Genomic DNA, 13,937 nt, shown 5'->3' with positions numbered 1-13,937 from the left:
ACAATGCACAATATGAAAAGAATATTATTGCAAATCATTGCCGCGGCAGCCACGCTACATGCCGCCGCACAGACCGAGACGCCCACCTACCTCAACCCCGGGGCCACGGTGGAGGAGCGCGTACAGGACGCGCTGAGCCGCATGACGCTGCACGAGAAGGTGCAGATACTGCACGCACAGAGCAAGTTTTCGTCGGCCGGGGTGCCCAGGCTCGGCATCAGGCAGCTTAACATGGCCGACGGGCCGCACGGCGTGCGCGAGGAGATAGAGTGGAACTCGTGGAGCCCGGCGCGCTGGACCAACGACTCGTGTGTGGCGTTCCCGTCGCTGACGTGCCTTGCCGCTACATGGAACCGCGACCTGGCCACGCTCTACGGCGACGCCGTGAGCGAGGAGTTTGCATACCGCGGAAAGGACATCATGCTCGGCCCGGGCACCACGATAGCCCGCATGCCGCTCAACGGAAGGGCGTTTGAGTATATGGGCGAAGACCCCTTCCTGGCCGGCGAGCTGGCTTCCGGCTACATAAGGGCGGCCCAGGCCAACGGCGTGGCATGCTGCCTGAAGCACTTCGCGCTCAACAACCAGGAGGTGGGGCGCATGACGGTGAACGTCAACGTCGACGAGCGCGCCCTGCGCGAGATATACCTGCCGGCCTTCGAGAAATGCGTAAAGAAAGGCGGCCTGTGGACTATAATGGGCTCATACAACAAGTGGCTCAACGCACACTGCTGCCACAACGACTCGCTGCTGAACGGAATACTGAAGCGCGAATGGGGCTTTGACGGCGCCGTGGTGAGCGACTGGGGCGGCACCCACGACACTTGGCAGGCGGCAACGGGAGGGCTCGACCTTGAGATGGGCACGGGCACCGACGGCAAGACCACCGACAAGAGCCTGGGCTACAACACATACTACCTGGCCGACGCCTTCGAGAAGCTAGTTAGAGAGGGCAAGGTGCCCATGTCTACGCTCGACGACAAGGCAGCAAGGGTGCTGCGCACGATATTCCGCACGGCCATGAACCCGAAGAAGGCCGTGGGCTCCATGTGCTCGGAAGCCCACTATGAGGCCTGCAGCCGCATAGGCGAAGAGGGGGTGGTGCTGCTGCGCAACAAGGGCTCGATGCTGCCAATCGACGCCGACCGCTATGGCCGCATACTCGTGGTGGGCGACAATGCCGTGAGAAACATGAGCGAGGGGGGCGGCTCTTCAGAGCTGAAGACGCGCATGGACATATCGCCCCTCGAAGGGCTCAGGGCCGTATATGGCGACAAGGTAGACTTCGCCAGAGGCTACTATGCCGGGCGCGCGCTGTATGCCAAGGCCGACAAGCTGGATCCCGACTCGCTGGCGGCACTGCGCAACGAGGCCCTTGAAAAAGCCAGGCAGGCCGACCTGATAATCTTCATAGGCGGAATGAACAAGAACGGGTATGAAGACTGCGAGAACTCTGACCGCAAAAGCTACGGCCTGTCTTACGGCCAGAACGAACTGATAGAGGCTTTGGCCGCCGTGCAAAAGAACATTGTGGTGGTCACCTACGGTGGCAACGCCTACGCCACGCCATGGCTCGACAAGGTGAAAGCCTTGTTACACTGCTGGTATCTCGGCTCCATGTCGGGGCAGACGCTGGCCGACGTGCTGTCGGGCAAGGTCAACCCCAGCGGCAAGCTGCCCGTGACGTTTGCCCGTGAGCAGTCAGACTACCCTTGCTTCAGATATGGGGCCGAGGGCTATCCGGGCGTCGACGGGCAGGTGTATTACAAAGAGGGCATCTACGTGGGCTACCGATGGTTTGACACCAAGGGCGTGGAGCCGCAGTTCCCATTCGGGTTCGGACTAAGCTACACCACCTTCAAGTATGGCCGCCCCAGGCTCTCGGCCGACAGCATGGATGCCGGCGGCAAGATAACGCTGACCGTCGACGTGACCAACACGGGCAGCCGCAAGGGCAAAGAGACAGTGCAACTGTACATAGGCGACGAGGAAGCAAGCGTTGACAGGCCCGACAAAGAGCTGAAAGGATTTGAGAAAGTGGAGCTTGAACCGGGCCAGACAAAGACCGTAAGGTTTGACATCACAGCCGAAATGCTGAGCTTCTGGTCTGACAAGACGCATGGCTGGACAGCCGAGCCCGGCCGCTTCAAGGCCTATGTGTGCGCCAGCCAGACCGACGTCAGGGGCACGGCAGGGTTCAGCCTGCACTGAGAAAAAACACAACATCAACGCCGCCGCGGCCCCGCCATGGTCCCATTGCCGGGCCAAACGGGCCCCGTGGCCCCGCCAAACAGGCCGTTTGGCACCCTGGGAAAGGCCGTTTTGCAAGTCAAAACGGCCTTTTTCGCAACCCACTGTCAATCAGCACATTGATCCTTGCGACAACCATGGCGAAACTGTTTTACACAAAAATCGGGGCAACCGATGTAAATTTAAAGTGGAAAATCACTAACTTTGCATGGCCGCAACAACCGCCGACGGCTACCGGCCGCACGCGAAAACCACGAAAAAGCATCTGCATAAAGCAATGGAGATAAAACCGATAGCACACTTCCGCTCACCCTTCGCCACCAAGTTTGGCATACCGCGCCAAAGCGGCATAGTGCCGCAACTGCGCGGCAGGATAATAATGGAGCCTCAATATGCCTCGGCCGAGGCACTGCGCGGGCTCGACGGATTCGACTACCTGTGGCTCGTCTGGGGCTTCTCGGCCAACGCCGGTGCCCCCGTCCACCTCACGGTGCGCCCTCCGCGCCTCGGCGGCAATGCGCGCATGGGGGTGTTTGCCACCCGGTCGCCATTCCGGCCAAACGGCCTCGGCCTGTCATCGGTAAGACTGGAAGGCATAAGTGTCGACACGGCCGAAGGCGCCGTGATAACCGTTTCGGGCGCCGACCTCATGGACGGCACGCCCATCTACGACATAAAGCCCTACGTGGCGTTCACCGACAGCCACGCCGCCGCACGCAGCGGCTTTGCCGACACCGAGCGATGGGGCACGCTGAAGGTGGAATACGACAAGGAAACGCTCGGCTGCATGGACGGCGCCGAGGCCGAGGCACTGCTGCGGGTGCTCGAGCAAGACCCGCGCCCGCAATACCACGACGACCCTCAGCGCATCTACGGCATGCCCTACGGGCAGTGGGACGTGCGCTTCAGGGTGGCCGACGGCATACTGACAATAGTCGAGATAGTTGGAAGCCGGTGACGGCGGCCTACTGCTTGGCAAACCTGACAACGATGTTCTCAAAGCCCATGGCGCGCAACATGTTGCGGAACTGGGCGTCGGCGTTGTTCTCTGCGCTCTTTATGTTGGCCTCGGTAAACCCGTGTCTCAACATCTGGCTGTAGGCCCTGCGGTACAGGGCCTCGCGGTCGGCTGCCGACCAACGGCCGCTTTCAAAGAACGACTTGGTTCGGGCCTCGTCTATGAAGTCGTGGTCGAGAAGGCTGATGGGCGGCAGCGTCACCGTGACCGAGTCGCCGTTGGCCACTATCCAGCCGGGCTTTGCCTGGCCGAGGTCGACGCCGAAGCGCAACGTTCCGTAATAAATGCGCACCAGGTGGTCGTCGCTGAAAATGCCGCGACGCACGGTGTCCACCAGCTCCTCGTCTGTCACAGACAGAAACTCCCACTGCCCTATGGCCTTGATTGAGCGTATCTGCTCGGGCGTTATGTCAATCTTCTTGTCCGACCCTATGCTTACCGTGCTGTTGTGGGCCGTGTGGCCCACCCAAAAGAAAGCTGCAAGCACAGCCACGGCAATGACGGCCACTGCCACAATGCGGGCCTTTGATATGTTATTGAGCAGTTTTTTCATCTTTCAACGGTTGAGTTGTCAAGTAAAACGCTTATGTCACGCTCTGTGAAATCCTTTCGGAAAGCTATAGTGATGTCGCTCTCGGCATAGCCCATCTGCTTTATCATGGGTATAAGCACGCGTGCGGCATTGTCGCGAGCCGTCTCAATGATACCCAGACGCGGTATGCTCGCAATTATCGACGCCCGCCCCTGCTGCTCAAAACTGGCCATCTCGGCATCGGTGAAGTGCGAACGTGTGAACGAAACATACTCCTTGGTGTTCTTGTGGTCTACCTTGCTGCTTGTCAAGGCCACCTTCGGGTCGGGCAGTATCACGGTAATCTTGTTGCCACGGCGCTCGATGTTGCGCTCTGAAAAGCCCTCAAAGTCGATGTATGCCTTCAGTGTGGCGTCCATGGGGATGGCTATCTTGCGGTCGCCGAGGGGCAGCTTCACGTTGAAGTCGCGCTTGAGCACGCTCCCCTTGAGCCTTACTATGTCGTCGTAAGTCACAATCTTGTGTATGTTATACTCGGCGGTGTACAGCCGCGAGCACTTCTGTACCTGCATGATTAGCATGGGTATGGTGTCGATGGCCCTGTATTCGGCGCTTGGCTTGGCCTCCTTGCGCTGCGTGCAGCCACACAACGCAAAGGCAACCGCCATGGCATAAAGTGCAAAACGTCTCATATTCATTCATTGGTTGATGCACGGCCGGCGGCAACGGGCCGGCGGCGGCACGCTGCTTGCCGGGCTGCATGACGCCCGGAAGCCGGCAACCGGGGAGCTGGAAGGCCGGGTGGCACTGCTGCCGAAGCCGTGGTTGTTGACTGCAAATATACTGAAAATATCGGTATCGGGCACACACCAGCCATGATTTATTGCCGTTCTGGGCGCCAAAAGACAGAAAAACGGAAAACATTTTCGGTCATATACAATAATTTTTTGAATCTCACGTTAAACCAATAGAAGCCATAAACGTCATAGTAATGGTTGCAGCCAATATAATTTACAAGAACATTTGACGAATAAAAAAGCAAAGTCATGAAGAAGATAATATTAGGACTGATGGCCGCTATGACGATTGGCGCTACGGCAATGGCTCAAAGCCAGGTTGCAGACAGGAGCGAGATGATACAGAAACGCACCGAGTCGGTAGCCAAGAAATACGGACTGAGCGACGAGCAAAAGCAAAAGCTGCTCGAACTCAACACCAAGTATGCCGACATTATGGGGCCGTCGATGCGCATGCGCGGCAACCGCGGCAATGGCGGTGCAATGAGGCAAAGGCCCGGATCGAACTTCGGGGCACGGCCTGAAAACGGCGACTCGGCGGCACTGGGGCGGTTCAGGCTCAGCGAAGAGCAAAGGGCCAGGCTTGACGAAAGGCGCAAGCAGATGAAAGAGCAGCGCGAAGCCTACAACAAGGAGCTGCAAGCGATAATGTCTGACGAACAATACAAAAGCTACACGGCCGACATGGAAAAGCTCTTGCAGCGCAGGCCGAGGAAATAAAAGGAACATAGTGATTTAGGTTAATTATATGTTATAGGATGGCAAGCGTGCCATGAATTGGTTATTATCGGTAGAAGTTGTTTAGGAAAAAATGTATTTTTAGGATAACTCACGGTGCGCCCCACAATTGTGGGGCGCACTTATTTTTACATGCCAACGCCAAGGCTGTTGCCACATTCCACCCTGTGGTCATGGCCGCAAAAGCCCGTGCGATGCCCATAATGGCCAGCCGAAGGCCATAAGCATGGCATGAAGCATTGCCAGTGTCGCTTTTTTTTCGTACCTTTGCACAGGTTTTGCTGCACTCGGGCCATGGCAGGCATAATGGCAGGGTTCCCGTTTGCACCATCCGTTCCAGACAAACAAACACAAAGACCCAGATGAAAAGAATCATTCCCATGCTCGCAGCAGGACTGTTAGCGGCAGCCGTCGCTGGATGTGGCGGCAAGAAAGAGAGCGACACCATCATCGCCCCGAAACTTGAAAAGAAGAAACCATCGGCACCGATACGCATGCAAGATTACACGCAAACGCGTGAGATAGAATGGAACGGGAGCAGGCTGGTGAGCGAAATACGCCGCACGGCCGACGACAGCCTGGCCATGGTGACCGACGAAACAGGGCAGAAGTTTGTGGACAACAGCATCGAGCTCGTGGTGAGAAGGGCCGACGGGAGTGTCTTCTTCAAGAAAACGTTCACCAAAGAGGCCTTCGACCAGTACCTGGACAACGACTACCGCAAGACGGGAATACTCGAAGGGCTCGTCTTCGACAGGGTTGACGAAAGCTCACTGAGGTTTGCCGCCAGTGTGAGCCACCCACAGACGGATGAGTACATACCACTCATCGTGACCGTATCTAAGGCTGGCAAGTTGGGCATTGAGCGCGACACGCAGCTCGACACCAGCTCAAGCGAGGAGGAAGAATAAGGCAACTCCACCTTGCCTCCTGTCGTTTGCCAGACCGGCAGAAGGCTGCCTGAGCCTCCATGCCACGCCCGTCAAACGATAATACACGCATGCTGCCACCTTGCTTGCGGCTTCGCAACGTAATGGCGCGCCACGCCCCGGGCTGTGGCCACATGCGCCATGCACGGCGACGGCATGGTGACGGTTCTGAATTCAACGCCATTCAGGGATGGAAAACGAGGCTTGCCCGACGGCCAACGGCATTTCGCCGGCCGTCGGGCAAGCCTTTTCATGCCTCCATCGGCTGAATTGGCGGCATACGGCATCACACTGCCGCCGGCCGCAAAATCAGCTTCCGCCAGTTGGAAAGGAAATCGGCCATGCGGTTGAATACCAGTCCGGCACCCTCAGCCAACAGTGCCTCAGGCGGCAACGGGCCCGTGTTGACAGCCACGGTGAATATCCGGGCCGCCACAGCGGCGCGCACACCAAGCGGCGCATTCTCGACCACAACAGCCTCCCATGGCTCAACCCCTGCCTTGGCAAGGCCTTTGAGATACGGCTCGGGATGGGGTTTGCCACGGCTGACGTCAAAGCTCGACACAATAAGACGCTTGTCGACAAGGCCATGAAAGTCGTCTACGAGCTTCTCGAGCAGTGAGTGCTGCCCGCTGCCTGTGACCACCACAATCTTCAGGCCGGCCGACTTCAGCTCCTGCTGCAACTGCATCACGCTGTCCATCACCTTGGCCTGGGGGCATGTGGAGAACACCCTCGACTTCTCGTCATAAATTTTCTGCGCCTCGTCATCTGCTATCTCGCGGTGCCATTGCTCGCGCGCCTTCAGCTTGATTGTCTCTACCCCACGCATGCCTTCATACTTATAGGCCTCGGCCTCGGGCATGTCGATGCCAAAACCGGCCATGGCCTTGTGCCAGCTATAGGCATGGTTGGGCATGGAATCGTAGAGAACGCCGTCCATATCGAAAAGAACGGCTTTAGGGCAAAACGCCCCAAAGCCGTTCTTCCGTATGTATTGACTTATCTCATCGTCGTACATAAAACACAAAACGATTGGTTAGATTTCATTGGCAAGCCTCTCCTTGATGGCCTTGCTGTCGGCCTCATACCCCGGTTTGTCAAGAAGGGCGAACATGTTCTTCTTGTATGCCTCTACGCCGGGCTGGTTGAAGGGGTTCACCCCAAGCACGTTGCCACTGATGCCGCAGGCAATCTCGAAGAAGTAAATGAGCTGGCCGATGTAGTATTCGTCGAGCTTCGGCACGCTGATGCGTATGTTTGGCACACCGCCGTCAACGTGGGCGAGTCGCGTTCCGAGCTCGGCCATCTTGTTGACCTCGTCAACCCGCTTGCCGGCAAGGAAGTTGAGACCGTCAAGGTTCTCCTCGTCTGAGGGGAAAAGCAGGTGGCTGTTGGGCTCCTCAACGCTTATCACAGTCTCGTATATGGTGCGCTCTCCCTGCTGAATCCACTGCCCCATGGAGTGCAGGTCGGTGGTGAAGTCGCACGATGCGGGGAATATGCCCTTGCCATCCTTGCCTTCGCTCTCACCGTAAAGCTGCTTCCACCACTCGCTGAAGAAGTGGAGCTTGGGCTGATAGTTTACCATTATCTCAATCTTCTTGCCTGCCTCGGCATACAGGGCGTTGCGCACTGCAGCATAGAGAGCTGCCGGGTTCTCGCTGAAAGGCACGTCGATGCCGCATGCCTTTTCCATGTCGGCGGCGCCGCCAACAAGTTTCGTGATGTCGAAACCGGCGCAGGCAATGGGCAGCAAGCCCACCGGGGTGAGCACAGAGAAGCGCCCCCCGACGTTGTCGGGTATGACAAACGTCTTGTAACCCTCCTTGGTGGCAGCTGCGCGGGCTGCTCCCTTGGTGGCATCGGTAACGGCAACGATGACCTTGCGGGCCTCTTCCTTGCCTCGCTGGTCCTCGCACTGCTTCTTGAGGAGCCTGAACGTGAGTGCAGTCTCGGTGGTTGTGCCCGACTTTGAGATGTTAATCACACCGAACTTCTTGCCTTTCAGGTAATCGGTAAGCTCCGACAGGTAGTCCTCGCCGATGTTGTTGCCTGCGAAAAGGATAACGGGGTTCTTCTTGTCGCCGACCAACCAGCCGAACGAATTGCCCAAAGCCTCGATCACGGCACGCGCCCCGAGGTAGCTTCCGCCGATGCCTGCGACAACGATGGCCTCGCAATTGTCACGCAAAACGTTGGCACAATCCTGTATTTCCTGCAGGAATGCGGGAGTGATAGACGTCGGAAGGTGAAGCCAACCGAGGAAGTCGTTGCCCGGGCAAGTGCCTTCTTCGAGAGCCTTGCGCGCGTCGTTCACTTTTGCTTCATAAGCATTCACGGCACCGTCTGCCAGGAACTGTGCAGCCTTGGTGATGTCTAAGCAGATTGTATTCATTGCTTTTATGTTTAAATGGTTTATACCTTGTCAAATTATTCCACGCCTGTGCCACGGCCATGCCACCCAGCTATGAGGCTCACCTGAACGAGTCGGTGAGCAGCTTAATCTCTATCTGTGGGCTGATGCGCTCGTAAAGAATGTTGTATACGGCATCGAGTATCGGCATGTTGACGTGCAGGTGGCGGTTGATTTCCTTCATGCACTTCGTTCCGAAGTATCCCTCGGCAATCATCTCCATCTCGATCTGGGCGCTTTTCACGCTGTAGCCCTTGCCTATCATCGTACCGAAGGTGCGGTTGCGCGAGAAGTTGCTGTAGCCCGTCACGAGCAAGTCGCCGAGGTAAACGGAGTCGTAGACATTGCGCTCGAGCGGGTGCACGGCCTGAAGCAGGCGCGACATCTCCTGCACGGCGTTGGCCATGAGCACGGCCTGGAAGTTGTCTCCGAACTTCAGTCCGCTGCAAATGCCGGCGGCAATGGCGTATACATTCTTCAGCACCGACGAGTATTCGATGCCCACCACGTCGTCGCTGGTCTTCGTCTTTATGTATTCGCTCGACAGGACATCGGCAAAAGCCTGCGCCTTGTCGCGGTCGGAGCACCCCACGGTGAGGTAAGACAGCCGCTCGAGCGCCACCTCTTCGGCGTGGGAGGGGCCTCCAAGGCAAGCCAGATTCTCGTAAGGCACGTCGTAGACCTGATGGAAATACTCCGAGCACACAAGGTTCTCGTCGGGCACTATGCCCTTGATGGCAGTCACCACAAACTTGTCCTTGAGCCTGACGCGCAACTTCTTGAGGTGGTTTTTGAGGTAAGGCGATGGCGTGACGAACACAAGCGTGTCGTAGCTGTCGGCTATCTTGTTGATGTCACTCGAGAAGAATATCTCGTCAATGTCAAAGCGCACGCCCATGAGATAGGCCGGGTTGTGGCCCAGACGGCGGAAATCGTCGATGCGGTCGTCGCGCCGCATATACCAGCCGATGTGATGAGTGTGCCCCACCACTATCTTGGCGATGGCCGTAGCCCAACTGCCGCCACCGATGATTGCTATTTTTCCGCAGTCAAACATTTCTTGATCAGCTTGATGTCAGGCGGCCGGGTGGAGCGGGCCTGAGCCCCTCCGCCACCGGCCATGCCTAATATGTTCATTTGCCGGCAGCCTCAATCCATGCGGCAAAGGTATCAACACTCGGGTTGTCGTAGCCCAGCTTATACTTCTTGTTAACCCCGCAGACATCCATCTGCAGCTTTTGCGGGTTCACCTCCTTGATGTCCGACACGAGGTAATAGCCGCACTTGTTGAGCACGGGCACCCACTCCGCGGGCACGCCGAGTGCTGCCCACTCTTCGGCCGAGCTGCGCGGCGCCTTTTTCTCGGGTCGCATCTGCGGGAAGAAGAGCACCTCCTGTATGAACGTCTTGCCGGTCATGAGCATCACAAGGCGGTCGATGCCTATGCCGATGCCGCTTGTCGGGGGCATGCCATACTGCAGGGCGCGCAGGAAGTCCTGGTCTATGATCATGGCCTCGTCGTCGCCCTTGTCGGCCAGACGCATCTGCTCCTTGAACCTCTCTTCCTGGTCTATCGGGTCGTTGAGCTCGGAATAGGCGTTGGCCAGCTCCTTGCCGTTGACCATGAGCTCGAAACGCTCGGTCAGCCCGGGCTTCGAGCGGTGCATCTTGGTGAGCGGCGACATCTCGACGGGATAGTCGGTGATGAACGTGGGCTGTATGAACGTGCCCTCGCAGAACTCTCCGAATATCTCGTCGATGAGCTTTCCCTTGCCCATCGTGTCGTCTATTTCCATGCCGAGCTTGCCGCACACCTCGCGTATCTGGGCCTCGTCCATGCCCGTGAGGTCATAGCCGGTCTTCTCCTTTATGGCGTCGAGAATGGGCAGGCGGCGGTAAGGAGCCTTGAAACTGATTACCCGCCCGTCTATTTCGCGCTCGGGCTTGCCGTTGACGGCTATGCACACCGTCTCGAGAAGCTTCTCGGTGAACGACATCATCCAGTTGTAGTCCTTGTATTGCACGTAGAGTTCCATGCAGGTGAACTCGGGGTTGTGGTTGCGGTCCATCCCCTCGTTGCGGAAGTTCTTGCCAATCTCGTAGACGCCCTCAAAGCCGCCAACAATCAGCCTCTTAAGATATAGCTCGGTGGCGATGCGCATGTACATGTCGCAGTCGAGCGCATTGAAGTGCGTTATGAACGGTCTTGCGCTCGCCCCGCCGGCTATGCTCTGCAGGGTGGGCGTCTCCACCTCGGTGTAACCGGCCTCGTCGAGCACGCGGCGTATGGTGCGTATCACCGTGGCGCGCTGCAGGAAGGTGTCCTTCACGCCGTCGTTGACCACCAGGTCTACGTATCTTTGGCGGTAGCGAAGCTCCGGGTCGTCAAACTTGTCGTAGGCCACGCCGTCCTTGTATTTCACTATGGGCAGCGGCTTGAGGCTCTTCGACAGCAGCGTCAGCTCGCGGGCGTGAACCGAAATCTCGCCCGTCTGCGTGCGGAACACAAAGCCTCGCACCCCGATGAAGTCGCCAATGTCGAGCAGGCGCTTGAATACCTTATTATATAAGTCCTTGTCTTCGCCCGGACAAATATCGTCGCGGGTGATGTAAACCTGTATCCTTCCCTTCGAATCCTGGAGCTCGGCGAAGCTGGCCTTGCCCATCACGCGGCGGCTCATCATGCGCCCGGCTATGCAAACCTCCCTTGGCTCGCCCTCATCTACAAAGTTTTCCTTTATGTCGGTAGAGAAAGCATTGGTCGGGTACTCCGCGGCGGGGTATGGGTCGATGCCCATGTCACGCAACTCTTGCAGACTCTGACGCCTGCCGATTTCCTGTTCACTTAGTTCTAAAACGTTCATAATGTCTGAATGCCTTTCTTATTCTAGCTGCAAATTTACGAATTTATTTTGAATGTGCCCGCTTTTTTACTTTTATTATCACCTGACCCGCAGTGGCATTTTTGTAATATTTCATTACCCGGAGGCAAGAAAACGGCAACACGGTGACTGTCACAATGTTACAATCCCGCCCGTTTGGCAGTGCAAAACAGGCCGTACGGCAGCATGGAATGTGCCGTTTGGCACTGCCGTTCGGCCCGTTTTGCAACGCATTGTGGCATCGGGCTCATAGCCACCGTGCGTTTGTACGGTTATATTACCGCGCAAGGCAACCTCAGGCAATGCCCACCCCGCCCCACCACACAGCCTGGCCCGCAAGCAAACGGCCGAGGCGCTTTTGGGCCGGGCATATCTGCCGAACCGGCAATAAACCGGCCTGCATACGGCCACATAGCACAAGTCGGAATGCAACCGCGATTGTTCGATATGACGAGCAAGCTCACAATTGGCATATATTTTAACAAAAACTAATGCCAACCAATCAAATTTTAGCATCCAAACCTGCTTTTTCTTCGTTACTTTGCCATTATTAACAGACCAATCAATTACCAATAATTATTTTAAATTTTTACATGACTAAAACCAAAACAACTATCCGGCAAGGGGCAAACTGCAATGCAAGGCTCCTTGCATCGGCCGTGTTTGCACTGACGGCCATTGTGGCCAATGCCCAACAACGGGTGACAGGAAGAGTGGTAGACGAGCATGGCGAGCCCGTGATTGGGGCCAGCGTGGCGGTGAAGGGCACCGGCACGGGATGCGTGACCGACATCGACGGCAGGTTCACCCTGGCCAAGGTGAAGCCCGACCAGGCCATAGCCGTGTCTTACGTAGGCTTCGCCACCCAAACCATGACCATTGGCAACAACACCACCCTGACTGTGACGCTGAAGGCAAACGACGCTGTGCTCGACGAAGTGGTGGTGGTGGGCTACGGCTCTATTACCAAGCGCTCGGTGTCGACAGCCATGTCTACCGTCAAGGGGGCAAGCATTTCAGACATGCCAACGTCCAATGTCACGCAAAGCCTTTCGGGGCTCTCGGCGGGCATAAGCCTGCAACAGACCAGCGGCGAGCCCGGGGCAGCGCCCTCGATACGCATCCGCGGGGCGGGCTCGATAAACAGTGGCAACGACCCCCTGTACGTTATCGACGGCTACCCGACCACCGATGCCGAACTGTTCAACAACCTCAACCCAAGCGACATCGACGACATACAGATATTGAAAGACGCGGCCTCGTCGGCCATCTACGGCTCGAAGGCCGGCAACGGTGTGATCATCGTGACCACAAAGAGGGGCAAGGCCGGCAAGCCCACGGTGAGCCTGTCGACGCAGGTTGGCATAAGCCAGGTGCAACGCAAGGTCGACGTGCTTGAAGCCGACGATTTCCTGGACATGGTAATAGAGGCCCGGACCAACAACGGCACCATAAACAACTACCCGGACTTGGTGAAACTGCGCGAGTCGGGCAACTATTGCAACACCGACTGGCAGGATGCCATTTTCCGCAATGCGCTAAACTACCGGGCAAACGCCACGGTGACGGGGGGCAACGACGTGGTGACCTACAGCCTGTCGGTGAACTACCAGAACGAAGACGGCATTCTGCTGAACTCTTATTTCAAGAAAATAAACATCAAGGCTGGCTTCGACGCCAGGCTGGGCAAGCACGTAAAGGTGGGCGCCAGCTTCTCGCCCAGCTACAACAAGAAACGCTCGCAGCAGCCATCGGGAGGCAACACCGAAGACGCCAAGGGCATCATTGCCGAGGCTCTGTCGTACCCGCCGATACTGCCCGTATACCAGCCAAACGGCGACTACACCCAGATGGCACAGCACTACGCCGGGAAGAACGGGACACCCGACTACGGACTGAACATGCAACTGCGCAACCCTGTGTGCAACCTGCTCGAGAACAACAACGACAGATGGGCCTTGCGGACGCTCACCCACGCCTACGTTGAAATCAAGCCGGCCAGGCACCTCACAGTGAGGTCGGCCGTCGACTTCGCCACAAACTCGCAGAAAACAGACTACTATCAGTCGGCCTACCTATTTGGCTCTGCCGCCACGGGCAACAAGTCGACGCCTTACCTCAATGCAATCAACGCCTATCGCGCATCGGGATTCGGCTACGACGCCTACTGGTCGACCACGGCCACATACGACCGCGACCTCACCGACAAGCTGAACCTAAACGCCGTGGCCGGCTACGACTTCGAATACAACAGCGACTTCAGCGTTAGGCAAGACGACCGAACCGACGCCGACAACCCCATAGCATATCTGGGCACAAGCATCAGAAACGTGATGGGCGCCAACCTGTGGACGGGTTCGTCGACAAACTCTAAC

Annotated in this window: 11 protein-coding genes; 5 read left to right on the top strand and 6 right to left on the bottom strand. The window is 57.2% G+C overall.

The window, feature by feature from the left end; all coding sequences use genetic code 11:
* The first annotated feature begins 12 nt into the window (after positions 1-12).
* Both M3089_RS11730 and tsaA read left to right on the top strand, forming a co-directional pair.
* Entirely contained in the window at positions 13-2,211 is a 2,199-nt protein-coding gene (locus M3089_RS11730; RefSeq protein WP_249084291.1) for a glycoside hydrolase family 3 C-terminal domain-containing protein, read from the top strand.
* Positions 2,212-2,527: 316 nt separating this feature from the next.
* A complete protein-coding gene (gene tsaA / locus M3089_RS11725) occupies positions 2,528-3,208 on the top strand; it encodes a tRNA (N6-threonylcarbamoyladenosine(37)-N6)-methyltransferase TrmO (RefSeq protein ID WP_249084289.1) in 681 nt (226 codons plus the stop codon).
* A gap of 7 nt (positions 3,209-3,215) precedes the next feature.
* On the opposite strand, the gene M3089_RS11720 is transcribed toward tsaA, so the two are convergent.
* Both M3089_RS11720 and M3089_RS11715 read right to left on the bottom strand, forming a co-directional pair.
* The gene (locus M3089_RS11720) at positions 3,216-3,821 is read right to left on the bottom strand and encodes a DUF4230 domain-containing protein (RefSeq protein WP_249084288.1); all 606 of its coding nucleotides are present in this window, start codon (positions 3,819-3,821) and stop codon (positions 3,216-3,218) included.
* Positions 3,818-4,492 (bottom strand): DUF4230 domain-containing protein, encoded by a 675-nt coding sequence (locus M3089_RS11715; RefSeq protein ID WP_249084287.1) that lies wholly within the window; start codon positions 4,490-4,492, stop codon positions 3,818-3,820. Before M3089_RS11715 ends, M3089_RS11720 begins: the two co-directional genes overlap by 4 nt.
* 354 nt (positions 4,493-4,846) lie before the next feature.
* Between M3089_RS11715 and M3089_RS11710 the strand changes: the two genes are divergently transcribed.
* Positions 4,847-5,317, top strand: a complete 471-nt coding sequence (locus M3089_RS11710; RefSeq protein ID WP_249084286.1) for a DUF4890 domain-containing protein — start codon at positions 4,847-4,849, stop codon at positions 5,315-5,317.
* 380 nt (positions 5,318-5,697) lie between these two features.
* On the top strand, positions 5,698-6,246 hold the full coding sequence (locus tag M3089_RS11705) for a DUF4738 domain-containing protein (protein WP_249084285.1): 549 nt from the start codon (positions 5,698-5,700) through the stop codon (positions 6,244-6,246).
* A gap of 304 nt (positions 6,247-6,550) precedes the next feature.
* Here the strand turns inward: M3089_RS11705 and M3089_RS11700 are convergent, their stop codons facing one another.
* From M3089_RS11700 to lysS, 4 genes are all read right to left on the bottom strand, one after another.
* A complete protein-coding gene (locus tag M3089_RS11700) occupies positions 6,551-7,285 on the bottom strand; it encodes an HAD family hydrolase (RefSeq protein ID WP_249084284.1) in 735 nt (244 codons plus the stop codon).
* 18 nt (positions 7,286-7,303) lie between these two features.
* Positions 7,304-8,662: a glucose-6-phosphate isomerase gene (locus M3089_RS11695; protein ID WP_249084283.1), complete on the bottom strand. Its 1,359-nt coding sequence runs from the start codon at positions 8,660-8,662 to the stop codon at positions 7,304-7,306.
* A gap of 79 nt (positions 8,663-8,741) precedes the next feature.
* Positions 8,742-9,737, bottom strand: a complete 996-nt coding sequence (locus M3089_RS11690) for an NAD(P)H-dependent glycerol-3-phosphate dehydrogenase (RefSeq protein WP_205108273.1) — start codon at positions 9,735-9,737, stop codon at positions 8,742-8,744.
* A 76-nt stretch (positions 9,738-9,813) separates the two neighbouring features.
* Positions 9,814-11,544, bottom strand: a complete 1,731-nt coding sequence (lysS, locus tag M3089_RS11685; protein WP_205108275.1) for a lysine--tRNA ligase — start codon at positions 11,542-11,544, stop codon at positions 9,814-9,816.
* A gap of 611 nt (positions 11,545-12,155) precedes the next feature.
* On the opposite strand from lysS, the gene M3089_RS11680 reads away from it, so the two are divergent.
* Positions 12,156-13,937, top strand: a 1,782-nt coding sequence (locus M3089_RS11680) for a SusC/RagA family TonB-linked outer membrane protein (RefSeq protein ID WP_249084281.1), incomplete at its 3' end; no start/stop codon positions are given.

The sequence above is a fragment of the Marseilla massiliensis genome (genome assembly GCF_023336985.1).
GTDB lineage: Bacteria > Bacteroidota > Bacteroidia > Bacteroidales > Bacteroidaceae > Prevotella > Prevotella intestinigallinarum.
Note: the sequence above shows the minus strand (reverse complement) of the source record. Positions and strands in the feature narration are given on the sequence as shown.